The sequence below is a fragment of the Sphaerisporangium perillae genome, from assembly GCF_023276435.1.
GTDB lineage: Bacteria > Actinomycetota > Actinomycetes > Streptosporangiales > Streptosporangiaceae > Sphaerisporangium > Sphaerisporangium perillae.
The window spans coordinates 42,245-66,784 of sequence record NZ_JALLPO010000041.1; the positions used below are offsets into that span (position 1 = coordinate 42,245).

The 24,540-nt window shown below is 69.0% G+C and carries 25 protein-coding genes; 14 read left to right on the forward strand and 11 right to left on the reverse strand.

What is annotated here, in order from left to right:
* The first annotated feature begins 175 nt into the window (after nt 1-175).
* Nucleotides 176-778, forward strand: a complete 603-nt coding sequence (gene idi / locus MYF83_RS32910; protein ID WP_308201541.1) for an isopentenyl-diphosphate Delta-isomerase — start codon at nt 176-178, stop codon at nt 776-778.
* Nucleotides 779-1,095: 317 nt separating this feature from the next.
* Here the strand turns inward: idi and MYF83_RS32915 are convergent, their stop codons facing one another.
* Together MYF83_RS32915 and MYF83_RS32920 are read right to left on the reverse strand one after the other, a co-directional pair.
* On the reverse strand, nt 1,096-2,175 hold the full coding sequence (locus tag MYF83_RS32915; protein WP_248964657.1) for an inositol-3-phosphate synthase: 1,080 nt from the start codon (nt 2,173-2,175) through the stop codon (nt 1,096-1,098).
* A gap of 13 nt (nt 2,176-2,188) precedes the next feature.
* Nucleotides 2,189-2,845: a PadR family transcriptional regulator gene (locus tag MYF83_RS32920; RefSeq protein ID WP_248964658.1), complete on the reverse strand. Its 657-nt coding sequence runs from the start codon at nt 2,843-2,845 to the stop codon at nt 2,189-2,191.
* Nucleotides 2,846-2,991: 146 nt separating this feature from the next.
* Between MYF83_RS32920 and MYF83_RS32925 the strand changes: the two genes are divergently transcribed.
* From MYF83_RS32925 to MYF83_RS32940, 4 genes are all read left to right on the forward strand, one after another.
* A complete protein-coding gene (locus MYF83_RS32925) occupies nt 2,992-3,423 on the forward strand; it encodes a DUF5318 family protein (RefSeq protein WP_248964659.1) in 432 nt (143 codons plus the stop codon).
* A gap of 799 nt (nt 3,424-4,222) precedes the next feature.
* Nucleotides 4,223-6,346 carry a transglycosylase domain-containing protein gene (locus MYF83_RS32930; protein ID WP_248964660.1) on the forward strand — a complete coding sequence of 708 codons (2,124 nt, stop codon included), beginning with the start codon at nt 4,223-4,225 and terminating at the stop codon, nt 6,344-6,346.
* A 12-nt stretch (nt 6,347-6,358) separates the two neighbouring features.
* Entirely contained in the window at nt 6,359-7,708 is a 1,350-nt protein-coding gene (locus MYF83_RS32935) for a glycosyltransferase family 87 protein (RefSeq protein WP_248964661.1), read from the forward strand.
* A 96-nt stretch (nt 7,709-7,804) separates the two neighbouring features.
* Nucleotides 7,805-8,896: a mannosyltransferase family protein gene (locus MYF83_RS32940; protein WP_248964662.1), complete on the forward strand. Its 1,092-nt coding sequence runs from the start codon at nt 7,805-7,807 to the stop codon at nt 8,894-8,896.
* Between the two features lie 63 nt (nt 8,897-8,959).
* Here MYF83_RS32940 and MYF83_RS32945 read toward each other — a convergent pair whose 3' ends face one another.
* Complete coding sequence (locus MYF83_RS32945; protein WP_248964663.1) at nt 8,960-9,715, reverse strand: deoxyribonuclease IV; 756 nt, start codon at nt 9,713-9,715, stop codon at nt 8,960-8,962.
* 99 nt (nt 9,716-9,814) lie between these two features.
* Between MYF83_RS32945 and MYF83_RS32950 the strand changes: the two genes are divergently transcribed.
* The gene (locus MYF83_RS32950) at nt 9,815-9,997 is read left to right on the forward strand and encodes a hypothetical protein (protein WP_248964664.1); all 183 of its coding nucleotides are present in this window, start codon (nt 9,815-9,817) and stop codon (nt 9,995-9,997) included.
* Nucleotides 9,998-10,065: 68 nt separating this feature from the next.
* Here MYF83_RS32950 and MYF83_RS32955 read toward each other — a convergent pair whose 3' ends face one another.
* Nucleotides 10,066-10,377 carry a hypothetical protein gene (locus MYF83_RS32955; protein ID WP_248964707.1) on the reverse strand — a complete coding sequence of 104 codons (312 nt, stop codon included), beginning with the start codon at nt 10,375-10,377 and terminating at the stop codon, nt 10,066-10,068.
* Between the two features lie 224 nt (nt 10,378-10,601).
* Between MYF83_RS32955 and rpsF the strand changes: the two genes are divergently transcribed.
* From rpsF to MYF83_RS32990, 7 genes are all read left to right on the forward strand, one after another.
* On the forward strand, nt 10,602-10,892 hold the full coding sequence (gene rpsF, locus MYF83_RS32960; protein WP_248964665.1) for a 30S ribosomal protein S6: 291 nt from the start codon (nt 10,602-10,604) through the stop codon (nt 10,890-10,892).
* A gap of 101 nt (nt 10,893-10,993) precedes the next feature.
* Nucleotides 10,994-11,548: a single-stranded DNA-binding protein gene (locus MYF83_RS32965; protein WP_248964666.1), complete on the forward strand. Its 555-nt coding sequence runs from the start codon at nt 10,994-10,996 to the stop codon at nt 11,546-11,548.
* A gap of 71 nt (nt 11,549-11,619) precedes the next feature.
* Entirely contained in the window at nt 11,620-11,856 is a 237-nt protein-coding gene (gene rpsR, locus MYF83_RS32970; RefSeq protein WP_061256131.1) for a 30S ribosomal protein S18, read from the forward strand.
* Nucleotides 11,857-11,873: 17 nt separating this feature from the next.
* The gene (rplI, locus tag MYF83_RS32975) at nt 11,874-12,320 is read left to right on the forward strand and encodes a 50S ribosomal protein L9 (RefSeq protein ID WP_248964667.1); all 447 of its coding nucleotides are present in this window, start codon (nt 11,874-11,876) and stop codon (nt 12,318-12,320) included.
* A 254-nt stretch (nt 12,321-12,574) separates the two neighbouring features.
* Nucleotides 12,575-13,450, forward strand: coding sequence for an ABC transporter substrate-binding protein (locus MYF83_RS32980; protein WP_248964668.1), 876 nt, complete (start codon nt 12,575-12,577; stop codon nt 13,448-13,450).
* Nucleotides 13,447-14,388, forward strand: coding sequence for an amino acid ABC transporter permease (locus MYF83_RS32985; protein WP_248964669.1), 942 nt, complete (start codon nt 13,447-13,449; stop codon nt 14,386-14,388). The genes MYF83_RS32980 and MYF83_RS32985 overlap by 4 nt, the downstream gene beginning before the upstream one ends.
* Nucleotides 14,385-15,152, forward strand: a complete 768-nt coding sequence (locus tag MYF83_RS32990; RefSeq protein WP_248964670.1) for an amino acid ABC transporter ATP-binding protein — start codon at nt 14,385-14,387, stop codon at nt 15,150-15,152. Before MYF83_RS32985 ends, MYF83_RS32990 begins: the two co-directional genes overlap by 4 nt.
* Nucleotides 15,153-15,239: 87 nt before the next feature.
* On the opposite strand, the gene MYF83_RS32995 is transcribed toward MYF83_RS32990, so the two are convergent.
* Nucleotides 15,240-16,550 (reverse strand): MATE family efflux transporter, encoded by a 1,311-nt coding sequence (locus MYF83_RS32995; protein WP_248964671.1) that lies wholly within the window; start codon nt 16,548-16,550, stop codon nt 15,240-15,242.
* 305 nt (nt 16,551-16,855) lie between these two features.
* Here MYF83_RS32995 and dnaB point away from each other — a divergent pair, with 305 nt between their 5' ends.
* Nucleotides 16,856-19,555, forward strand: coding sequence for a replicative DNA helicase (dnaB, locus tag MYF83_RS33000; RefSeq protein ID WP_443729305.1), 2,700 nt, complete (start codon nt 16,856-16,858; stop codon nt 19,553-19,555).
* A gap of 109 nt (nt 19,556-19,664) precedes the next feature.
* Here the strand turns inward: dnaB and MYF83_RS33005 are convergent, their stop codons facing one another.
* The 6 genes from MYF83_RS33005 to MYF83_RS33030 all read right to left on the reverse strand — a co-directional run bounded on the left by MYF83_RS33005 (nt 19,665) and on the right by MYF83_RS33030 (nt 24,531).
* Complete coding sequence (locus MYF83_RS33005) at nt 19,665-20,261, reverse strand: dihydrofolate reductase family protein (RefSeq protein ID WP_248964672.1); 597 nt, start codon at nt 20,259-20,261, stop codon at nt 19,665-19,667.
* A gap of 134 nt (nt 20,262-20,395) precedes the next feature.
* Nucleotides 20,396-21,214 carry a metallophosphoesterase gene (locus MYF83_RS33010; protein ID WP_248964673.1) on the reverse strand — a complete coding sequence of 273 codons (819 nt, stop codon included), beginning with the start codon at nt 21,212-21,214 and terminating at the stop codon, nt 20,396-20,398.
* Between the two features lie 23 nt (nt 21,215-21,237).
* A complete protein-coding gene (locus tag MYF83_RS33015) occupies nt 21,238-22,083 on the reverse strand; it encodes a helix-turn-helix domain-containing protein (protein ID WP_248964674.1) in 846 nt (281 codons plus the stop codon).
* A gap of 53 nt (nt 22,084-22,136) precedes the next feature.
* The gene (locus tag MYF83_RS33020; RefSeq protein WP_248964675.1) at nt 22,137-22,994 is read right to left on the reverse strand and encodes an SDR family NAD(P)-dependent oxidoreductase; all 858 of its coding nucleotides are present in this window, start codon (nt 22,992-22,994) and stop codon (nt 22,137-22,139) included.
* 86 nt (nt 22,995-23,080) lie between these two features.
* Nucleotides 23,081-23,662, reverse strand: coding sequence for a TetR/AcrR family transcriptional regulator (locus MYF83_RS33025; RefSeq protein ID WP_248964676.1), 582 nt, complete (start codon nt 23,660-23,662; stop codon nt 23,081-23,083).
* Between the two features lie 77 nt (nt 23,663-23,739).
* A complete protein-coding gene (locus MYF83_RS33030; protein WP_248964677.1) occupies nt 23,740-24,531 on the reverse strand; it encodes an ABC transporter permease in 792 nt (263 codons plus the stop codon).
* Nucleotides 24,532-24,540: the final 9 nt, after the last annotated feature.

Genomic DNA, 24,540 nt, shown 5'->3' on the forward strand with positions numbered 1-24,540 from the left:
CGGGTGGACACGCCGGGTGATGGGCGTGCGGTTCCCGGAGGCTTGCCCGAGGTAGATGCTTGGCCTACCGGGGATGATGTTTGCCTACCTGGGGATGACGCTTCTCCGGCCCGGCGGCGCCGCCCGCGCCGTCGCCGCGTCCGTCCAGTGAACATGATCACGTACCCTCGATCAGGTGACCCAAGACGAACATGTCGTGCTCGTGAACGCGCAGGGTGAGGCGATCGGCACCGCCGCCAAGTCGGTCGTGCACGGCGTGAACACCCCGCTGCACCTGGCGTTCTCGTGCTACGTGTTCGACGGTGAGGGAAGGGTCCTGCTGACCAGGCGGGCGTCCCACAAACGCACCTGGCCGGGGGTGTGGACCAACAGCTGCTGCGGGCACCCGCTGCCGGGGGAGCCCTTGGCCGAGGCGGTCGCGCGCAGGCTCTCCTACGAGCTGGGCCTGGCGGCCGAGAGCATCGAGCTGATGCTGCCCGGGTTCGCATACCGCGCGGTGATGCAGGACGGCACGATGGAGCACGAGATGTGCCCGGTGTACCGCGCCGTCGTCGCAGGGGATCCGCGTCCGAACCCCGAGGAGGTGGGCGCCGCCCGGTGGATGCCGTGGAAGGAGTTCACCGACGACGTTCTGAGCGGGCTGCTGGCGATCTCGCCATGGTGCGGGGAGCAGGTGCCCCTTCTGGCCGCGCTCGGCGGCGATCCCGCCGCCTGGCCCCCCGCCGACCCCGCGGGCCTGCCGCCGGCCGCGCGCGTCTCACACCGATCGGCGCGCTGACCTCTTCTCCGCACCGGCCCGGGCCTCTTCTCTACACCGGATCTCCTGTCGGTACCGGCCGGGCCCGGATCTCTTCTCTTGACCGGCCCCGGCCTGTTCTCAGCGCCGGCCCGGATCTCTTCTCTTCACCGGCGCGCTGATCTGTTCTTTCCACCGGCCCGAGCCTGCCCGTGAGCCGGGTGCTTCTCGCCTGAACGTGAAAGCGTCCGGGGGTTTCACGTGGAACCCCCGGACGCTTTCACGTCGCGGTCACAAGGTCGCCCGGGTTGCGGTCCCGGCGCGACCCGGCGTCGGCGTCACCCGGCGCCGGTGTGCCCTCAGCGCTCTACTTCGCCCCGGATGAACTTCTCGACGGCCTCGCGGGCGTCGTCGTCGGAGTACTGCTCCGGCGGCGACTTCATGAAGTAGGAGGACGCGGACAGGATCGGGCCGCCGATCCCGCGGTCCATGGCGATCTTGGCAGCGCGGACCGCGTCGATGATGACGCCCGCGGAGTTCGGGGAGTCCCACACCTCGAGCTTGTACTCGAGGTTCAGCGGGGTGTCGCCGAAGGACTTGCCCTCCAGGCGCACGTAGGCCCACTTGCGGTCGTCGAGCCACGGCACGTGGTCCGACGGGCCGATGTGGACGTCCGCCTTGGCCATCTCGTGCGGGATCTGCGACGTGACCGACTGCGTCTTGGAGATCTTCTTCGACTGGAGGCGCTTGCGCTCCAGCATGTTCATGAAGTCCATGTTGCCGCCGAAGTTGAGCTGGTACGTACGCAGCAGCTCGACGCCGCGGTCTTCGAAGAGCTTCGCCATGACGCGGTGGGTGATGGTCGCACCCACTTGGGACTTGATGTCGTCGCCGACGATCGGGATGCCGGCGTCGGTGAACTTCTGCGCCCAGACCGGGTCGGAGGCGATGAAGACGGGCAGCGCGTTGACGAAGGCCACGCCCGCGTCGATGGCGCACTGGGCGTAGTAGCGGTCCGCGTCCTCCGAGCCCACGGGGAGGTAGGACACGAGCACGTCGGCCTTGGCGGCCTTCAGTGCCGCCGCCACGTCGACCGCGGCCTCGTCCGACTCCTCGATCATCTCGAGGTAGTACTCCCCGAGGCCGTCATAGGTGGGGCCACGCTGCACCGTGACGCCCGTCGGCGGCACGTCACAAATCTTGATCGTGTTGTTCTCCGAGGCGACGATGGCCTCGGAGAGGTCACGGCCGACCTTCTTGGCATCGACGTCGAAGGCCGCCACGAACTCCACGTCGCCGACGTGATAGTCGCCGAACTGGACGTGCATCAGGCCCGGCACCCGGCTGGCGGGGTCGGCGTCCCTGTAGAAATGCACGCCCTGAACCAGCGCTGCGGCACAGTTGCCGACACCGACGATGGCTACGCGCACGGAACCCATCGCACTCGCTCCTTTACTCGTTCGTCTCATCAGGAACGGGCTCGGCGTCCTGCGCCTGCGCCCTGTCCGCTCTTGCCCGGACGGCTTGCGCTCGTTCGGTATCGATCAGCTCGTTCAGCCAGCGCACTTCCCGCTCGACCGATTCCAAGCCGTGGCGCTGTAATTCCAATGTGTAACTGTCCAGCCGCTCTCGCGTTCGCGCGAGGGCGGTGCGAACCCCGTCGAGCCGCTCTTCCAACCGGCTTCTGCGGCCTTCGAGAATGCGCAGCCGCACTTCCGCCTCTGTGTGGCGGAAGAAGGCGAAGTGGACGCCGAAACTCTCGTCCTCCCAGGAGGAGGGACCCGCCTGGGTCAGCAGCTCCTGGAGCCGTTCCTTGCCCTCGGCCGTCAGCTTGTAGACGATCTTCGATCGGCGGCCGGTGAGTGGTGGAGCGCTGTCCAGGGACCCCTGATTTCCGGTCCGCGCGGTGCCCTCGTCCGGCGGCTCCTCCACGATGAGCCCGTTGGCGAGCAGTTGCCGCAGGCATGGATAGAGCGAGCCGTAGGAGAACGCACGGAACATCCCGAGCAGGGCGTTGAGCCGTTTGCGCAGCTCATAGCCGTGCAGAGGTGTCTCGTGAAGGGAGCCGAGCACGGCCAGTTCAAGGACTCCGCCCTTGCCGACCGCCACTGGAACCGCCCCCTCTCGCACCGATGTGTCCCGCCGATGTATCGAGTCGATACATCCTGAGGATACGTCGCGTCGGCATACTGCGCAATCGAGAAATCCGTCAAGCGGTTGGGCGGAATAGACGAAAAAGTCGTAGTCTGACGCTCATGTGGTCACAGCGAGGGGTCGTGGACTACGGCCTCGCGAAGCGAGCGGCTCTCCAGTCGCTCCGCTCCGGTCGCACGGCCAGGCGCGATGTATGCGATGCCCATCCCTACCTTTTGCGTGCCGCCCGCTACCACGGTGAGCCGACGGAACGCGTCTGCCCCATATGCGAGCACCGGAACGTGACCCATGTCACATACGTGTACGGCGATGCGCTAGGTCGCAGCGCAGGGCGCGTAAAAGCCACGTCAGACCTTGTTCAGATGGCCCACGAATACGAGGAATTCCGGGTCTACGTTGTCGAGGTCTGCCAAGGTTGTTCATGGAATCACCTGACGGTTTCCTTCGTCCTGGGCAACGGCGGGCCACCGGGCAACTCCGGCACCAACGGACAGACCGACTCCGACACAGGCAGGCAGATCGCGGAGACGTAGTCGGGCGCAGTCAAGTCCCTCCGGGAGGCACGCTCTCGCCTGCCGCAGACAGACGTCGAAGACCCCTCCAGATCGCCAGATGACCCAACGAGGACGCGTGAGTTACAGCAGCTATGGCCCCGAGCCGACCGGCCGCCCCGACCCGACCGAGGGTCCCGGTGGATCAGCTCGTCCCGGGCGGCGCCGTCGCTCTTCCCAAGGGGACGCGCCCGCCGGCGGACACCCGGCACCACAAACTTCCACATCGGCGTACGACCAGGGCTCCGGGCGCCGCGCGGCGCCGCAGCGGAGCGCCGACGCCGGCTGGGACACGCCCCAGGGGCCGCCGTCCGGCCGTTCCGGTGGCGCGCCCCGCCCGCGACAGGCCTCCGCGGACCCGCGCTCGCGCGCGGCCGATCCGCGGCGGGCCGCCCCCGACGCTCGTCGCGCCGCACCCGATCCCCGCGCGGCGGCGGGCGACCCACGGGGACGTCGCTCCGAGGCGGCCTTCGAGGACACCCAGTCGATGGGCCAGGTCGCGGCCTCGCCCGTCCCGGGAGCCCCGCGGCGCGAGGTGTCCGATGCCGAGACGGTCGTGAACCGCGACGCCGACGGCGCCAGACGCTCCCGCAGGGCTCGAGGCGGGCCGGGCGGCCCGCCAGGCCCCGGTGGTCCTGTAGGCCCAGGCGGCCCAGGGGGGCCGGGTGGCCGCGGTCCGGGAGACGGGCCTCCCGGTGAGGGACGGGGCCGGCGGACTAGGGGCGAGGGGCCGCCCGACCGTCCCGCCTGGCGGCGGTTCATCCCCAACTGGAAGATCGTGATGGCGGCCTTCGCCGTCCTGGCGGCCGGCGTGTTCGGCATGATCGCCGTCGCGTACGCGAATACTTCTCTCCCGGACGTCAACGACGCCAAGGAGACCGCGATCGCGCAGGGCAGCACCTTCTACTACGCGGACGGCTCGGCGATGGCCCGCCTCGGCACCGAGCGCAAGCTCATCAAGCTTGACGACGTGCCGAAGCACGTCCAGGACGCGGTGGTCGCGGCCGAGAACAAGACGTTCTGGACCGACCCCGGCATTTCCCTGTCCGGCATCGTGCGCTCGGCCTGGAGCACCGCGACCGGATCGCAGGTCCAGGGCGCGTCCACCATCACCCAGCAGATGGTCAGGGGTTACTTCAAAGGCGTCAGCCAGGAGCGGACGATCAAGCGGAAGGTCACGGAGATCTTCATCGCGGTCAAGCTCGACAAGGAGTGGGACAAGAACAAGGTCCTCGAGTACTACCTGAACACCGTCCCCTTCGGTCGTAACACCTATGGCATCGAGGCGGCGGCCAGGGAGTTCTTCGGCCATGGCGTCAAGAACCTCACCCCGGCGGAGGGTGCTTACCTGGCCGGCCGAATCCAGCAGCCGGGCTCGTTCGACATCGCCGAGGAGAAGAAGGACTACTCCGGCACTGAGTACCGCTTCAACTATGTCCTCGGGCAGATGGCCGAGATCAACCCCAAGCTATACGGCGACTATCGGACGAAGCTGAAGTTTCCGAAGCCGAAGCCCCGACAGGTTTCGTCGGCGTTCGGTGGCCTGCGCGGTTACATGCTGACCGAGGTGATCAAGGAGCTGGAGGCCGCGGGGATCCCGCGCTCGGAGATCGAGACCGGGGGCTACAAGATCTACACGACCTTCGACAAGAAGCTCATGCTGGCCGCGAGGACGGCGGTCAAGCAGACCACCGCCGGGCTTCCCAAGGAGGTCCACACCGGCCTGGCCGCCGTCGACCCGACGAACGGCCGCGTGGTGGCGTTCTACGGCGGCGACAACTACCTCGGCAAGCATCCCGACCAGTTCAACGAGGCCTTCCAGGCCCGCAAGCAGGCGGCGTCGGCGTTCAAGCCGTACGTGCTCGCGGCGTGGCTGGAGGCGGGGCACAGTCTGAAGAGCTACGTGACGGGCAAACAGCCGCTCAAGCTGGAAGGCACGACGCCGATCTCGAACGGCCACTCGACCCCGGCCTCGATGGACATCATCTACGCGACCCAGCACTCCATCAACACGGCCTTCGGGCAGATGGGCGCCGAGGTCGGCCTGGACGCCGTCAAGAGGATCGCCGAGGACGCCGGTCTGAGCAAGGACAGCCTCGACAAGGACGTCGAAGAGCACAAGTTCCTGTTCTCCATCGGCAGCGCCGGCGTGACCCCCGTCGAGCAGGCCGGCGGGTATTCGATCTTCGCCAACGCGGGCAAACACTACAAGACCCACACCGTGATCCGCGTCCTCGCCCCCGACAAGACGGAGGTCGTGACCGAGGACAAGACGCCCAAGCGGGTCATCTCCGAGGAGGTGGCGGCGGACGCCATCGTCGCCCTGCGGTCGGTGGTCAAGGGGGGAACCGGTACCGCCGCCGCGCTGTCCGATCGCCCGGTCGCGGGTAAGACCGGTACGAACAACGACAACAAGGAAGCCTGGTTCGTCGGCTTCACTCCGCAGCTCTCCTCGGCGGTCGGCATGTACAAGGAGGATGGCAAGACGGGCGCGGAACTGTCGCTCGGCAACAACTTCGACGGAGGCACCGTTCCCGCCCGAGTCTGGCGGGCGTTCATGGCCGAGGCGATGAAGGGGAGGAAGGTCATGGAGTTCCCGCCGCCGTCGAACATCGGGACGCCGCTCGAGCTCGCGCCCAAGCCGACCCCGACGCCGAGCCCGACGCAGAACACCGACGGGTTCCCCGACAACGGCTGGCCGAACGACAACAACGGCGGTGGCAACGGAGGCGACAACGGTGGCGGCGACAACGGTGGCGGCTGCCTTCCGTGGGACGACACCTGCAACAACGGTGGAGGCACGGACCCCTTCAACCCGGGCAGAGCGCCGGGTGGCGCCGCCACGCCGGCGCCCACGCCGACCACGTCGAGCGGGCGCCGCCCGACGCCCACTCCATCGCGCTGATCGGACGACACCATGAGCCGATCGACGTACCTGCCGGGTCCCACCGGATCCGTGGCGCGCTCCGCGCTGCCGCTCGTCCCTCTGGGGCTGTTCGCGGTCCTCGGCGCGGTGCTCGCGTACGCGTGGAAGGCGCCGTGCAGGTTCGGCGGGGCGTGGAACGACGGCACCCAGCAGTTCCTCAACTTCTGCTACACCGACATCTATCCGCTGTGGTGGAACGAGAAGCTGGATCAGGGCCTCGCGCCCTACTTCGGGCACCCGGTGGAGTACCCCGTCGGCATCGGCGGCCTGATGTGGGTCATCCAGAGGCTCGTGGGCGGCCTGAACGAGCCGGGAGTCTGGTTCTACGACCTCACCGTGCTCGTCATGGCCGCGTCGCTGGTCGCCGGGGTCCTGGTCATGGCGTCGCTGACGCGGGCGCAGGGCCGGTCGTGGGACGCGGCCTGGTACGCGCTGGCGCCCGCGGTCGTGCTCACCGCGTTCATCAACTGGGACCTGCTGTGCGGCGCGCTGAGCCTGGGCGCCTTCCTCGCCTGGTCGAGGCGGGGCCATTTCCTGGCGGGGGTGCTGCTCGGGCTGGCCATCGCCACGAAGTTCTACCCGATCGTCTTCTTCGGCCCGCTGTTCCTGCTGGCGTTGCGCACGCGAAAGCTGCCGGCCTTCCTGTGGGCGCTCGGCGGGACGGTGATCACCTGGGTGGTGGTCAACCTGCCGTTCATGCTGTTCGCGTTCGAGGGGTGGAAGCGGTTCTACGTCTTCAGCAGCGAGCGCGGGGCCGACTGGGGCTCGGTCTGGTACTTCTTCCAGACCAAGCAGTGGCCGTTCCTCGGTGACGCGGGACGGGTGGACACGCTCGGCATCGTGTCGTTCGGTGTGCTGTGCGTGGCCATAGCCCTGCTCACCCTCACCGCGCCCACCAGGCCGAGGCTCATGCAGCTCTGCTTCCTGGTGCTCGCCGCCTTCATGGTCACCAACAAGGTCTGGTCGCCGCAGTACGTCCTGTGGCTGGTGCCCTTCGCGGTGCTGGCCCGGCCGAACTGGAAGCCGCTCCTGCTCTGGCAGGTGGCGGAGTGCTGGTACTTCTTCGCGATCTGGCTCTACCTGGTCGGCATCCAGCCGGGCAACGAGGCCCTCGGGATCGGCGACGGCACCTACTTCTCCGCCGTGTGGGCCCGGGCGATCACCATCGCCATCCTGGCTGCGTTCGTGGTGCGGGACATCCTGCGTCCCGAACACGACGTCATCCGGCAGGGCGGGGTGGACGATCCGGTGGGCGGCGTGTTCGACGGGGCCGAGGACCGCTTCGTCCTGCGGGTGACGCCTCCGGCGCGGCTGCGCGAGCCCGCCGCGGAGTCGCCCTGACAGCCGGGCCGCTGCGCTCCAAATGTGATCGAGAGTCCAGGTTGACCCTCTATTCTCCTATGTGTGCAAACCTCCCCCCAGGAGACCGTTTCCCAAGTGCAGGTGCGTCCCTCCGATGGGGAGGCGCTGCTGCTGTGGCTGGGATCGCGCGCGGGGATCATCGTCGCGGCGACGGTGGGGGCGGGGCTGCTGAGCGCGGAGATGAACCTCACGCCGTTCCTCGAGCGCTGGCTGCACTGGGACGCCCAGCACCTGGCGGACATCGCGAAGTTCGGCTACGACGGTGACCCGGCCGACGACCCCGATCCAGGGCTGCCCGCCTTCTTCCCCGGGATGCCCCTCGCCCTCCGCCTGGTCCACGTGATCGTGCCCGACTGGTCGATCGCCGGCCTGCTGGTCTCGTTCATCGCCGGGACGGTGGCGATGGTGGCGCTGGCCAGGCTCGGCGAGTTCGAGGGGCCGGAGGGCACCGGATGGCGTGCCGTGCTCGCCATCCTGCTCTTCCCCATGGCGGTGTTCCTCTTCGCGGGGTACACCGAGTCGCTGTTCCTGGCCTTCGCGATCCCCGCGTGGCTGTACGCGCGGCGCGGCGCCTGGGCCCCGGCGGCTATCCTCGCCGCCGGAGCGTCCTGCGTGCGCATCACCGGCCTGTTCCTCGCGCTGGCGCTGATCGTGGAGTTCGTCGTGCGCAGGGGACGGGCGCGCTCGGCCGCCTGGCTGCTCGTGCCGTTCCTGCCGCTGGTGGCCTACTCCGCCTACCAGCATTCACGCACGGGGGACTGGCTCGCCTGGCAGCACGCGCAGGAGGCCGGCTGGGGACGGCAGATGGTGTGGCCGTGGGAGTCGTTCCTGACGACCTGGCGGATGGCGTCGGGCGACGGGCAGTTCGTCTGGGCGTTCCGCATGGAGCTCGCCGGAGCGCTGCTCGGAGTCGCCGTGGTGGTCTGGCTGCTGGTCGCGCGGAGGTGGAGCGAACTGGTGTACGTCGGCCTGCAGCTCGGCGCGCTGCTGTTCTCGGCGTACTACCTTTCGGTCCCGCGCGCGGCGCTGCTGTGGTGGCCGCTGTGGGTCATGCTCGGCCAGGCCGCGGTGCGCCGCCGCTGGGTGCTGTTGCTGTACGGGCTGGTGGCGGGGCCGCTCATGGTGCTGAACACCATGACGTTCATGAACGGAGCCTGGGCGGGCTGACGGCCGAGGCGCTTACCCGCTTTCCGGACGGCGTAATCCAGGGATTTATCCACAGGCTGTGGATTAAAGACGCTCGCGCAGGAAGGCGATGTCGGCCGCCTGCCCGTCGCCCGGTGTCTCCACCACGATCGGGGCCCCCGCCGCACGGCACACGCTGAGGATCAGCTCCGGGTCGATCTGGCCCTTGCCGAGGTTGGCGTGCCGGTCGGCCCCCGAGTCGAAGGCGTCGCGCGAGTCGTTGCAGTGGACCAGGTCGATGCGGCCCGTGATGGCCTTGACCCGGTCGACCACGTCGGCGAGCTCCTCGCCGCCGGCGTGCGCGTGGCAGGTGTCCAGGCAGAACCCCACGTCGAAGCCGTCGAGGGCCTCCCACAGCCGCGCGATGCGCTCGAGGCGGCGCGCCATCGCGTTGCCGCCTCCCGCGGTGTTCTCGATCAGGACCGGGATCGGGGTGTCCAACCGCTCGAAGACCTTGCGCCAGTTGTCGAAGCCCACCTGGGGGTCGTCGTCCTTGTTGACGTGCCCGCCGTGCACGATCAGGCCCTTGGCGCCGATCGTCGCCGCCGCCTCGAGCTGGCCCGCGAGCAGCTTGCGGCTCGGGATGCGGATGCGGTTGTTCGCCGTGGCGACGTTGATGACGTACGGCGCGTGGACGTAGACGTCGACGTCCGACGCGGCGATGGCCTCGGCGTTCGCGGGAAGGACCGGCCCCTTCCAGCCCTGCGGGTCGCCCAGGAAGAACTGCACGACCTCGGCGTCGCGCGCGCTCGCGTGAGCCAGCGGATCATCTTGGTCGACGTGAGCTCCGATACGCACCATGGGTCGAGCCTAGCCGTTTCAAGACCTGCACCAGGGGCAGTAGGGGCGCCAGGCTGGTACGCCCAGACACCCGCGTACCGTGACACATAGGAGACGACTGTGGCCTACTACCGCCGCGGGATCAGCCTCTTAGGCCTGATCTACATCCTCATCGGCATCTACGTGGCATGGGTTCACGACTACATCACCCCGAGCCTCCTGAAGAGGATCGCCCAAGCCCTGCTCGCGATCTTCCTGTGGTTCCTGATCCTGCTCGGCGTCGATCTCCATATTGGAGGCTGAGAAGCGCGAGCGGCCCGATCTCAGGTCGCACGCGGGCGTAGGGCGCCTCGGGGGGCGCCCGCACCGGGTCAGGGGATGAACCCGCCGTGGTAGATGCCCACCGCGACGCCTACGAACGACATGACGATGCCGATGATGTTCACCGACCGCTCCGCGGTCGTGGCGGACACATATTGGGAGTACATCCCCACGACGAAACCGATCGCACCCGCCCACGACGCGATGACGTGGGCGGCGACCACCAGGCCGCTCACGAAGGCGATCAAGCCGCAGACCACCGTCACCAGCGTCAGGGTGTTCTCGAAGGTGTGCTTCTTGCCGTCGGAGTTGAGCGTCAAGCGGAAGTGCTCGGGGCCGGCGGAGCGCATGGCCTCTGGCATGGCGGCCACCTCCTCTCCTCACCATCGGACGTTCCCCCTGTGACGGTGGGCAATCGCGGCAGGTCGGCCGGGCGGCCCTGGTAGACTTCGTGGGCTGCGTCCATGTGCGCGTTCCCGAACCGCACGGTCGCTCCGCCGCCGAAGGCGAGAGTGAAGACGTCAGCGTCCTCCTGTCACGGCATGGTGTCGTGACCGCAAGAGTCCAGAGGAGGTTGGAAGTCCGCATGCGTCGTTACGAAGTGATGGTCATCCTCGACCCGTCTCTCGATGAGCGCACGGTGACTCCCTCGCTCGACCAGTTCCTCACCGTCGTCCGCAATGATGGCGGCACCGTGGAGAAGGTCGACGTGTGGGGTCGTCGCCGGCTGGCCTACGACATCATCAAGAAGTCCGAGGGCATCTACGCCGTCATCGACCTCACGGCCACTCCGGCCACGGTCAAGGAGCTCGACCGCCAGATGAACCTCAACGAGGGCATCCTGCGCACCAAGGTGCTGCGCCCGGACGTGCACTGAGCGGCCTCGAGTCATGCCGAAGCCCGGCTTTTGTCGGGCGGTAGCCGTACTCTGAGGCCCGACAGGCTGCGCAGACTCACGCAGGAAGGCGAAAGCGACCGATGGCAGCAGGCGACACAACGATCACCATCGTCGGCAACCTTGTCGACGACCCCGAGCTGCGTTTCACCCCTTCGGGGCAGGCCGTGGCCCGGTTCCGCATCGCGTCCACTCCCCGGTTCATGGACCGGCAGACCAATGAGTGGAAGGACGGCGAAAGCCTCTTCCTGACCTGCAACGTGTGGCGACAGGCGGCGGAGAACGTCGCCGAGAGCCTCCAGCGTGGGATGCGGGTCATCGTCCAGGGGCGGCTCAAGCAGCGCTCGTACGAGACCAAGGAAGGCGAGAAGCGCACGGTTTACGAGGTCGAGGTCGACGAGGTCGGCCCGTCCTTGCGCAACGCCACCACCAAGGTCAACAAGACCGCCCGCCAGGGCGGGGGCGGCGGAGGCGGCGGTTTCGGCGGCGGAGCCGACGACCCGTGGGCCTCGGCCACTCCGGCGCCCTCCGGCGGCGGTTACGGTGGCGGTGGCGGTGGCGGTGGCTACAACCAGGGCGGCGGCGGTTTCGGCGGCTCCGGTGGTGGCGGCGACCTGAGCGACGAACCGCCTTTCTGATCACCCATCCATTCCAGTAACCGATCGACCATTCCCGCGTAATGCGGGGCTCTCTTAGGAGGAGCACCAAGATGGCGAAGCCGGCACTGCGCAAGCCGAAGAAAAAGGTTTGCCTGTTCTGCCATGACAAGATCTCCTACGTCGACTACAAGGACACGGCGCTGCTGCGGAAGTTCATCTCCGACCGCGGCAAGATCCGTGCCCGCCGGGTGACGGGCAACTGCACCCAGCACCAGCGTGACGTGGCGACCGCGATCAAGAATGCCCGTGAGATGGCCTTGCTGCCGTACACGAGCACCGCGCGCTGACAGGAGGCTTTGTAGATATGAAGCTCATTCTCACCACTGAGGTCTCGGGCCTCGGCGCGCCCGGTGACATCGTCGAGGTCAAGGACGGCTACGGCCGCAACTACCTGATCCCGCGCGGGTTCGCCATGCGGTGGACCCGGGGCGGCGAGAAGCAGATCGACTCGATCAAGAAGGCGCGCGACGCCCGCGACATCCGTGACCTCGGCACCGCCAAGGAGGTCGCCGGCCGGCTCGGCTCCCTCCGGGTGACGCTGAAGACGCGCGCCGGTGACTCGGGCCGCCTGTTCGGCTCGGTGACGACCGGTGACATCGCCGACGCGGTCAAGGCCGCCGGCGGTCCCGCGCTCGACCGCCGCCGCATCGAGATCACCAACGCGATCAAGAGCGTCGGCTCCCACCGCGTCTCGGTCCGGCTGCACCCTGAGGTGTCCGCCAACCTCGATGTCGAGGTCGTCGGCTCCTGAGCGATCGGCTCAGCAGGTCCGCGAGGGCCCCTTCCCTGCCGGGAGGGGGCCCTCTGGCATTTCAGGGCGCGGCCACCGGACGCTCGACCTTCCCGGCCTGGGCTCTCTGGCATTCCGGGCCGAGACTTTCCCGGCTTCTGGTCGAGGTCGCTTGGTTGAGCTTTAGGTGCCATTGACGCTGTATGTACGAATGCAACGTTCCCGATATCCTGGGTCGACGAATTCCCTCGGGTAGACCCCCTCTGGAGGCCCAGATGCTCCGTCCCTCGATCCTGCTGGCGCTTGGCGCCCTTGCGACGGCGGCGGTGGCGTGCGCTCCGGCCTCGGACACCTCCACGGCGACCGGCACGGCCGGCCCGACCCCGTCGGCGTCCGCCACCTGCGCGAAGGACCAGCTCAAGCTGGTCAAGCCCGGCACCCTCACCATCGCCACCGACAAGCCGGCCTACGAACCGTGGTTCAAGGACGACAAGCCGGCCAACGGCCAAGGGTTCGAGAGCGCCGTCGCCTATGCCGTGGCGAGCAAGCTCGGATTCGCGAACGGCGAGGTGACCTGGTCCACCGTCCCGTTCAACTCGGCGTTCGCGCCGGGGCAGAAGCAGTTCGACTTCGACGTCAACCAGGTGTCCATCACCGCGGCACGGGCCAAGGCCGTCGACTTCAGCAAGGGCTACTACACCGTCAAGCAGGCGGTCATCACGCTGAACGGCTCGAAGTTCGCCTCGGCGACCTCGCTCGCCGGCCTGAAGGACGCCAAGATCGGCGTTCAGGTCGGTACGACGGCCCTGCAGGCCGTGAAGGACGTCATCCAGCCCGCGGCCGAGCCCAACGTGTACAACGAGCAGATCGACGCGGTGAGCGCGTTGAAGAACAAGCAGGTGGACGCTCTGGTGGTCGACCTGCCGACCGCGTTCTACGTCACCGCCGCCCAGGTGGAGGGCTCGAAGATCGTCGGCCAGTTCGGCACCGCCTCGGGCACGCCCGAGGAGTTCGGCCTGGTCTTCCAGAAGGGCAGCCCGCTGGTGAGCTGCGTCGACCAGGCCATCGGCGAGCTGTCGGCCTCGGGTGAGCTGGCGCAGATCGAGTCGCGGTGGCTCGGGTCGGCCGCCGGTGCGCCGGAACTGAAGTGAGCGGCCAGGCTCCCGAGGCCCCCGCCCCGCAGGACCCGGCCCCGGCGGACCAGGGCGCGACGCGGGTCCGTGGCGGCCTGGAGCCGCCGAGGGGAAGCGGCGGCGAGTGGGTCAAGAGCGACCGGCAGCGGGAGCGTGAACGGCTCCGGCGCCGCACGGACCTGCGATCGGGCTCGATCGCCACGGTCTCGACCGTGGTGTTCATCGTCCTGCTGATCTGGCTGGTCACCGCCTCGCCCGGCTGGCCCAGGGTCAAGGAGACGTTCTTCGACCTCGGGCAGTTCACCGGCGCGCTTCCCGACGTGCTGCGAGGGTTCCTGCTCAACATCAAGATCTTCCTGATCGCCGAGCCGCTGATCCTCATCGTGGGGCTGCTCGTGGCGCTGGCGCGCAACCTGCACGCGCCGGTGTTCTTCCCCCTTCGATCCCTCGCCGTGCTGTACACCGACGTGTTCCGCGGCGTGCCGACCATCCTGGTCATCTACCTGGTGGGGTTCGGGCTGCCCGCGCTGCAGCTCCAGGGCATGCCCACGGACCTCGCCACCCTCGGGATCATCGCGCTGACGCTGTCGTACGGCGCGTACGTCGCCGAGGTGTTCCGGTCCGGCATCGACTCGGTGCACCCGAGCCAGCGCGCCGCCGCGCGGTCGCTCGGCCTCACCCACGGCCAGGCCATGCGCTTCGTCGTGCTGCCGCAGGCCGTGCGCCGCGTCGTGCCGCCGCTCCTCAACGACTTCGTCTCGCTGCAGAAGGACACCGCCCTGGTCGCCACGATCGGGCCGCTGGAGGCGCTGCGTCAGGCGCAGATCCACACGGCCGACACCTTCAACTACACCCCTTATCTGGCGGCGGGGCTGCTGTTCATCCTGCTGACGATCCCGATGGCCCGCTTCACCGACCACCTGGCGGCCCGCTCCCAGCGGCGGAGGGGAGTGTGAGCGCCACGGCGGAGGGCCGGCGGGCTCTGCTGGAGATCGAGGGCGTCTGGAAGCACTACCAGCGCCACAGCGTGCTGCGCGGCATCGACCTGTCGGTGGACTCCCACGAGGTGGTCTGCCTGATCGGCGCCTCCGGCTCGGGCAAGTCGACGCTGCTGCGCTGCGTGAACCTGCTGGAGACCGTCGATGACGGCGCGATCCACCTCGACGGCACCGAGATCACCGACGTGCGGGCCGACCCGGACGACGTGCGCAAGCGCATCGGCATGGTCTTCCAGTCCTACAACCTCTTCCCGTACATGACCGTCCTGGACAACATCACGCTGGCGCCGAGGAAGGCGCACGGCGTGGGCAGGGCGCAGGCCGAGGAGCAGGCCCGCGACCTGCTGGCCCGGTTCGGCCTGGCCGGCAAGGCGGCGGCCTACCCCGACCGGCTGTCCGGTGGCCAGCAGCAGCGCGTGGCGATCATCAGGGCGCTCGCCACCCAGCCCCGGCTGCTCCTGCTGGACGAGGTGACCTCCGCGCTGGACCCCGCGCTCGTCGCCGAGGTACTGGAGATCATCCGAGAGCTCAAGGACTCGGGGATGACGATGATCCTGGCCACCCACGAGATGGGGCTGGCCCGTGACATCGCCGACAAGGTCTGCTTCCTCGACGGAGGTGTCCTGCTGGAGCAGGGGACGGCCGAGCAGATCTTCACCGACCCCCGCGAGCCCCGCACCCGCGAGTTCCTCCAGCGCGTGCTCGACGCCCGTCGCGTCTGACAGCCGCGTTCGCGTCGCGTCCGACCGGCCGCGTCCGACCGGCCGCGTCCGACCGCGTCCGACCGGCCGGGTCCGACCGTCGCGGGATCAGCCGCCGGTGACGAGCCACGCGCGGCCGTAGGCGCGCCACCCGAGGGTGACGAGCCGGGCGGCCATCCACAGGCCGAAGGCCGTCCACAGGGCCACCAGGCCGCCGCCCAGGTGGACGACGGCGAGCACCGCGGGAAGGTAGACGGCCGTCGTGATCGCGGAGGCCCAGGCGAGGTAACGCCGGTCGCCCGCGCCGATCAGCACGCCGTCCAGCACGAACACCACGCCGGCCAGCGGCTGGAGGAGCGCGACCGGCCACAGGACCGCGACGAGCTCGGCGCTGACGTCGGGGTCGGCGCCGAACAGGTGAGGGATGACCGGGCGCAGCAGGATGATGGCGATCCCGAGAACCGCCCCGTAGCCGACCCCCCAGGCCACCATGGTCCGGGTGGCGGCCCGCGTGTGGTCGACCTGCCCGGCGCCGAGCGTGCGCCCGGTGATCGCCTGGCCCGCGATGGCGATCGCGTCGAGGGCGAAGGCGAGCAGCGACCAGATCTGCGTCGCGATCGCGTGGGCCGCGAGCTGGGCGACGCCCATGCGGGTGGCCACGGCGGTGGCGACGACCAGCACGATCCGCAGGCAGATCGTCCGGATGACCAGGGCGATCCCCGCCGCGCCGGAGGCCCTGACCCCCGGGAGGTCGGGCCGCACCGGAACCCGGTGCTCCCGGGCCGCGCGGGCGACGACGACCAGGTAGACGGCGGCGCCGAGGGCCTGGGCGAGGACGGTCCCCCAGGCGGACCCCGCGATGCCCCAGTGAAGGACGAGGACGAAGACGGCGTTCAGCACGGCGTTGAGCGCGAAGGAGCCGACCGAGACGGCCAGCGGGGTCACCGTGTCCTGCAGGCCGCGCAGGACGCCCGTCCCGGCCAGGATGATCAGCATGGCCGGGATGCCGAACAGGCTGATCCGCAGGTAGGTGACCGCCTGGCCGGCCACGTCGGGGGTCGCGCCGAACAGCTCGACGATCCACGGGCCGAGCGGCCAGCACGTCGCGATCAGCGCCAGCCCGATGGCGGTGGCCAGCCAGAGCCCGTCGATGCCCTGCTTGATCGCGCGCGCTAGGTGGCCGGCGCCCACCTGCCGCGCCACCGCCGCGGTCGTGCCGTACGCCAGGAAGACGCAGACGTTGACCAGGGTGGTGAGCGCGGCGCCCGCGATGCCGAGGGCGCCGAGCGAGGCCGTGCCGAGGCGGCCGACGATCGCGTAGTCGACGAGGATGAACAGTGGCTCCGCCACCAAGGCGCCGAAGGCGGGAACGGCGAGCCTGAGGATCTCCCGGCTGCCGACGCGGGGGGTAAGAGTCACTTGTCTATCTTGCCCATTACGCGATGATGGTCGGCACCGGCCCCCACCACTCGGGGGCCGCCGGGCCGACTTTCTTTTCTCCACAGCTCGTGGATACCATTTCCCCTGCTCAGTCGGGGGTCTGTAGTTAACGAAAAGAGTTATCCACAGGGTTGTCCCCAGTGTGCCCACACCTCGTGACGAGAACTGCACACGTTATCCACAACGTTGTCGACAGGACGCGTTGCCGGTTGCTCCAGAACCCGCGAAACTGTCACCCCGGCTACTCAGGGGGGTGGCGCGGGGAGTTCGAGGGAGGGCCGCCAGTGAGCAGTGAAGTTGTCCCGGCCTTCGACGCACCTTTCGAGCGCACGCCCCCGAGCAACATCGAGGCCGAGCAGTCGGTGCTGGGCGGCATGTTGCTGTCCAAGGACGCCATCGCCGACGTGGTGGAGGTCCTGCGCTCCGACGACTTCTACCGTCCGGCGCATCAGATCGTCTATGACGCCATCCTTGACCTGTACGGGCGGGGCGAGCCGGCCGACGCGGTGACGATCTTCAGTGAGCTCTCCAGGCGTGGCGAGATCGCCCGCGTGGGCGGCGGAGCATACCTGCACACCCTCACCGCGGTCGTCCCCACGGCGGCCAACGCCGGGTACTACGCCAAGATCGTGCGCGAGCAGGCCATCCTGCGCCGGCTCATCGAGGCGGGCACCCGCATCGTCTCCTACGGGTACGGCGGGCAGAACGAGGAGGTCGACGAGCTGGTCGACCGCGCCCAGGCCGAGATCTACGCGGTCACCGAGCGCCGCACGAGCGAGGACTACCGCCCGCTCTCCGAGATCATGCCCGGCGCCCTCGACGAGATCGAGGCCATCGGCAGCCGCAGCGGCCAGATGGTCGGCGTTCCGACCGGCTTCCAGGACCTCGACGCCCTCATGAACGGCCTCCACCCCGGCCAGATGATCGTCGTAGCGGCTCGCCCGGCGATCGGCAAGGCATTGGCCCTCGACACGCCACTGCCCACCCCGAACGGTTGGACGACAATGGGAGAGGTGCGGCCTGGTGACCACTTGATCGGGGCGGACGGCAAGCCGACCCGAGTCATCGCGGCTACGGACGTCATGCGTGACAGGCCGTGCTACGAGGTGGAGTTCGACGACGGAACGGTGATCGTCGCCGATGCCGGGCATCAGTGGCGAACGACCACACGTGCGAGCCGTCGTCGGACACCGGCAAGCAAGCGCACTCTCTACTGGTCGGCTGATGCCATTCTCGGGGTGAAGGACGCATACGAAGCGGCTCTCAGTACGCGCGGGAGATCTATCACGCGCAAGGAGGCGCTTGCCGCTGTCGGGCAGGGGTTCCGCCATGTCCTGCACACCGCGCAGAAAGAAGTGGGCGCGAACGGCAAGGTGCTCATTGAAGTCAGTGGCCCACAGCGGAGCTACGTTTGGAATGCTCCTTCCTATCCGGCGGTGAGCCTCTTTGAGGCGTTGCAGGAAAGAGTGAGCAGGCCCAAGAACGCCGCCACGACCGTCCTGCACAGGAGTGTCGTCACCACAGAGGAAATCGCCGCGACACTGCGGTGCGCCTCCGCTGATCGGCGGCCGAACCACGCGGTCGAGGTCGCCGCACCGTTCGACCTTGAGGAGCAGGACCTGCCGTTGCCGCCGTACACACTCGGGGTTTGGCTCGGCGACGGTCATAGTGATCGAGCCCGCTTCACCACAACGGACCCTGAGATTGTGGCCAACCTTGAGGCAGAAGGTCTGCGAGTCACCCGAGTGGGATCCACCATCGCCTATGCGATGGCACTCCCGGATCCGGCGTCCGTGCCGCCCCGCGACTGCCGGGACCACCATGGCACCGTGCGGGCCATCCTCCGCACGTTGGGTGTTCTCGGCGACAAGCACATCCCGCGGCGCTACCTGCGTGCTTCCGTGGCCCAGCGGCGAGACCTGCTTGCCGGACTGTTGGACACCGACGGCTATGTGAGCCGCAGTGGGCAGATCCAACTGGCCGTCACGAACAGGAGGCTCGCCGAAGACGCTCTCGAGCTCGTCCTGAGCCTGGGCTTCAAGGCGACAATGCGAACGAAGGCCGTGAAGGGCCGGTCTCCCGAGTCCTCGACCTGTTACATGATCAACTTTACTACGGCCGAACCGGTGTTCCGGCTGCCTCGTAAGGCCGCGAGGCAGGTGGCAGAGGCGCGATCGTCGGCCCAGGTGCGATACATCGTGGACGTACGACCTGTCCCATCGAGGCCCGTGCGCTGTGTCGAGGTCGACAACGCCGATCACATGTACCTCGCCGGTCGTGCCGGTATACCTACCCACAACAGCACGCTCGGTCTGGATTTCGCCAGATCTGCCGCTATCAAGCACCATATGGCGACTGTCGTCTTCTCTCTGGAAATGTCGCGTAACGAGATCACTATGCGGCTGCTCTCGGCCGAGGCGCGGGTGGCGTTGCACACCATGCGTTCCGGGACGATGAACGACGACGACTGGACGCGCCTCGCCCGCCGCATGAGCGAGGTCGCCGAGGCGCCCCTGTTCATCGACGACTCGCCCAACATGTCGATGATGGAGATCCGCGCCAAGTGCCGTCGGCTCAAGCAGCGCCACGACCTGCGCTTTGTCATCGTCGACTACCTCCAGCTGATGAGCTCGCCGAAGAAGACCGAGAGCCGCCAGCAGGAGGTCTCGGAGATCTCCCGTGCGCTCAAGCTCCTCGCCAAGGAGCTGGAGGTGCCGGTCATCGCGATCTCCCAGCTCAACCGCGGCCCCGAGCAGCGTACGGACAAGCGTCCTCAGGTGTCCGACTTGCGAGAGTCTGGGTCGATTGAGCAGGATGCCGACGTTGTCATCCTGCTGCACAGGGAGGACGCCTACGAGCGCGAGTCGCCGCGCGCCGGCGAGGCCGACCTGATCGTGGCCAAGCACCGAAACGGCCCCACCGCCACCGTGACCGTCGCCTTCCAGGGCCACTACAGCCGCTTCGTCGACATGGCCCCGCACTGAGCCGAGGTCCGCGGGAGCCCGCTCCCGAGGGCGGAGCGTGCGGGGGATGCCGGACATGGGCAGCCACTACGGCAGGCCCGCCTCCTGGCCCGCAAACCGTCCGCGTCGGCTACCGTCCGGGAGATCGGGGAGCGGTGACGCGGAAGGTCAGGTGGGTGGCGGCCGGTGACTCGACCACCTTCGTGCGCTCCAGCTCGACCCTGCCGCCGTCGAAGAACCGGGTGCCGGCGCCGAGCAGCATCGGCACCAGGTGGAGGCGCAGCTCGTCGACGAGGCCGGCGTTCAGATACTGCCGGGCGACCTCCGCCCCGCCCATCACCAGGACGTCCTTGCCGCCCGCCACCGCCCTGGCCTGCTTGAGGGCGCTCTCGATGCCGTCGGTGACGAAGGTGAAGGTGGTGGGGCCCTTGACCAGGGTCTCCCTGGCCCGGTTGGTGAGCACGAAGCACGGCATGCCGAAGGCGCCGTCGTCTCCCCACGGAGCCTCACCCACGTCGAAGGTCCGCCTGCCGAGGATGAACGCGCCCGTCCGCGTGAACATCTCGGCGGAGATCTCGCGGTCGAGCTCGCTCACCGGGCTGCCGTCGACGCCGATCCAGCCGTGCAGGCGCTCGCCGTCCTCCCCCAGGGGGTGGTCGACGCCGATGTTCGGCGCCGCGGTGAAGCCGTCCAGTGACATGGTCATTTCCAGGACCAGCTTGCCCATGGGATCTCCTCGGCGGGTGACGGATGCCGATGATGTCATTCGCCACCGACAGATCAAGAGCTCTCGCATCGCCGGCGTCGGCGCGCATGGCGATTCGCCTGGCGCAGGCCGGTGACGGTGCATGGGAACGCCGGCTAGGGGAGGTGCACCACGCGGGCGTGGCTGGTCAGCCGGCCGTCGCCGGACAGGACGTGCAAGGCGAACCCGGGAGGCAGGCCGGTGTCGACCGGCGGCCACGCCGTGGTCTCCTGCGGGAGCAGGGTCGTCGAGGCCACGCCGGGCGCGACGTAGACCGGGAGGCCGGCGAACATGGTGGCGGCCGGCGTGTGGACGTGACCCACCAGGAGGCCCACCACGCGCGGGTGCGCACGCAGGACCTGCTCCAGGCGCTCAGGCTCGTTGAGCCGGATGTCGTCGACGTAGGGCACGCCCACCGGCACCGGCTGGTGGTGCATGCCCACGATGACCGGCGTGCCGCAGGAGTCCAGGACCTCGGTGAGCCACCGTAGCGTCTCGTCGTCGAGGCGGCCGTCGTGCCGCCCGGGGATGCTGGAGTCGCACAGGGCCACGGTGACACCGTCGAGGGACAGCACCTGGTTGACGGCCGAACCGGAGCCGTTCACGCCGGTGCCCTCGGACTTGGACTCGGACTCGGCGAGCATGACCTTGCGGAACTCCGGCCTGCTGTCGTGGTTGCCCGGGCAGATGATCGTCGGGTAAGGGAAGCGCAGGAGCTCACGGGCGAGTTCGTACTCCTCGACGGTCGCGTGGTCGGCGATGTCACCGGTCACGAGCACGGCGTCGATCGGCCCCGGCAGGCCGGAGATGTGCCGCACGACCCGCTCGACCCGCTCGGTGTTCCGCGGCGAACCGTCGATGTGGGGGTCACTGACGTGGACCAGGGTGATCACGTGTCCAGGCTGCCACGGTGGCCGGCCCGAGGGGATGGCCACTTGGCCTCACTTCCCCCAGGCCACTATTCGGCCGCACCGGCTCCAGGCCACTGTGCGGTCCCGGCGGATCGGGAAGCGGCCGACCTGAGGATCTCGGCGGTCTTCTGGTCGGCGGGGAAGAAGGACTCTATGGCGAGTTCGGCGACCGTGATGTCGAGGGGAGTGCCGAAGGTCGCGATCGTGCTGAAGAAGGCCAGCTCGCCACTCTCGTGGCGGAGGCGCAGCGGGACCACGATGTCACCGGGGCCCGGCAGCTCCACCTCCGGCTCCGGCTGGTCGCAGGGATAGGAGCGGAGCTCCTCGTGGAGGGCTTCGAGCTCCGCGTCGGCGGTGATCGCGATCTGGCGCCGCAGCCGTCCGAGCAGGTGTCCGCGCCATTCGCCGAGGTTGACGATGTGCGGAGCCAGGCCGTCCGGATGCAGGCTCGCCCGCAGCACGTTGACGGGCGCCGCGAGCACGCTCGGCGATGCCAGGTCGGTGAACAGCGAAAGGCTCGCGTTGGCTTCGACGAGGTTCCATCGCCCGTCCACCACGACCGCGGGGTAGGGCTCGTGCCCGGTGAGGATCTGCCTGAGCGCGCCGCGCACGGCCTCCATACGCGGCGCGTCGAGCGTGCTCTCGGAGTACACCGGGGCGAAGCCGGCCGCGAGCAGCAGACGGTTGCGTTCACGCAAGGCCAGGTCGAGCTCCTCGGCCAGATGGAGGACCATGTCGCGGCTCGGCTTCGACCGCCCGGTCTCCAGGAAGCTCAGGTGCCGGGTGGAGATGTCGGCCTGGATGGCGAGGTCGAGCTGGCTGAGCCGGCGGTGCTCTCGCCACTGGCGCAGCAGTTCGCCTACAGGCCGGTGGGAGAGCGCCGTAATCGTCATGTCCCGAGCGTATGGTCCCGTCCGACGAGTCGCGATTACGTCACGGGTAATCGTCAGGCGGTGGACCCGCCGTCGACGACCAGGTCGTGGCCGACGGCGAAGCCGGCGTCGTCCGACGCGAGGTACAGCACGGTCGCGGTGATCTCCTCGAGCGTGCCGACCCGGCCGATGGGGAGTTGCTCCTTCATGCGCGCGTCCCGGTCGGCCTCGGTGTCGCCGGGGCGCATGGACATCGGCGTGTCGTGCGGCCCAGGGCTCACCGCGTTGATCCGGATCCCCTCGCGGATGTACTCCAGCGCGGCCGTGCGGGTCAGCGCGGCCACCGCGGCCTTCGAGGCCGCGTAGGCACCGAGGCCGGGCACCCTGAGGTGGGCGCCGATCTGCGAGGCCACGTTGACGATCACGCCTCCGCCGTTCTCGCGCATGGCGGCGATCTCGTGCTTCATCGACAGGAAGACGCCGGTCGTGTTGATTTCGAGCGTGCGCGCCCAGTCGCTCTCGTCGATGTCGGCGACCTGGCCCATGGTGAAGACGCCCGCGTTGTTGATCGCGATGTCCAGCCTGCCGTGCCGCCGCACGATCTCGCCGACAAGCCGTGCGACGTCGGTGGAACTGGTCACGTCGGCGGTGAGCGCGGCCGCCTGGCCGGTCGCTCCGGTGGTCGGCGGCGCGGTCTCCGGGCCGGTCACGGCGGAGGTCGGGGTGGTCGCCGGTACCGTTCCAGTGGTGAGGGCGGCGGCCCGGGTGTCGCCGGTGTCGGCCTCGATGAGCTTGACGGTCTCGTCGAGAGGGTCCCGGCGGCGTGCGGCGACGACGACCGTGGCGCCCTCGCGGGCGAAGCCCCGGGCGATGGCGCGGCCGATGCCGGACCCGCCTCCCGTCACCAGGACCACCTTGTCGGTGAACCTCATGATTCCTCCTTTATATTTGACCGTTCGTTCTAATTGGTTGCCGCACGCGGCCGGTCCCGCGCTCGCGGGCGCCGGCTTCGAGGTGATCAGTCCAGGATCGACAGGGCCTGGGCCGCGGCGTCGTGGAGGCGTGCGGGGTCGGAGGACCCCTTGCTCACGAGCCGCAGACCCTGCAGGAAGACCAGCAAGAACCTGGCCATCGCCCGCGGGTCGCGGTCGGCGGGCAGCTCTCCCTGGGCCCGGGCCCGGGTCAGCGCGGAGGTCAGCGCCGTCTCGATCGCCGCCCAGTTGGCTTCCACGAACCGTGCGATCTCGTCGTCGGCGGGCATCATCTCGGCCGCCGCGTTGACCACCATGCATCCGCGACGCAGCACGTCGGTGACCGAGTCGGCGACATAGGACTCGACCAGCGCCCGCACGGCGGGCAGGGCCGGACCCGGCTGGGAGAGGATCTCGACAGGCGAGGGCCGGCGTGTCTCGATGTAGCGCCGCAACGCCTTCACGTACAGCTCGTGCTTGCCGCCGAAGGTGGCGTACAGGCTGGCCCGCCCGATGCCGAGGCGCTCGATCAGGTCGGACATGGAGGTGGCCTCGTAGCCGCGCTCCCAGAACAGCTCCAGAGCCTCCTGGAGCGCCGCCTCCGGATCGAACTCCTTCGTGCGTCCCATACGGGCGACTCTAACAAGAATGATCGGTCAAGTACAGCCGGTCGCGGCCGCCCCGCGCGGGCCGCGACCGGCGGGCGTCACTCCCAGCGGAAGGCCCGGGCCGCGAACACGCATCCGGCCACGGCCCACACCGCGAGCACGCCGAGGTGGAGCAGCTGCGGAGCGGCTCCGGCCCAGGTGTCGCGCAGCGCCTGGCCGAACGCGCCCGTCGGGGTGAAGTCACTGAGCCGGCGCAGCCCCTCCGGCATCAGCTCGCGGGGCAGCCACATGCCGCCGAGGAACAGCAGGGGGAACATCGCGATGGCGCCGACGCCTCCGGCGGCACGGCCGTTCGGGACCACGGCCGCGATGGACAGGCCGAGCGCGAACATGGCGCACACCCCGGCGACGAAGATCAGCACGAACCACAGGAGGTGCGCGGGCACGCGCGTGCCGAGGACCAGGTGGCCGAACAGGATGGTCAGGAACGCGGCGAGGATGGTCGTGGCCAGGTTGAGCAGCAGCTGGGCGCCCAGCAGCATCCCAGGGGAGGCGGGGGTGATGGACAACCGGCGCAGCACCCCGCGCTCGCGGTAGACGGCGAGCACGCTGGGGATGATGCTGAACGCCGACGTCACCACCGAGAGCAGGATCATCATCGCGGGCAGCTGCGTGTCCACCACCCGCTCGCCGCCGAGCGAGGGGTCGGGGTCGCGGAAGCCAGGGATGGCGCTGCCGAGTATCAGCAGCAGGCCGAGCGGAAGGACGAGCGTGAAGAAGGCCGTCAGCGGCTCGCGGACGTAGAGCCTGGCCTCCGTGAGCAGGAGCTTGCGCAGCCCCGCACGCCTGCGCGCTGATCCGCGGGGGAAGGTCGTGCCGATGGTCGACATGGCGGGGGG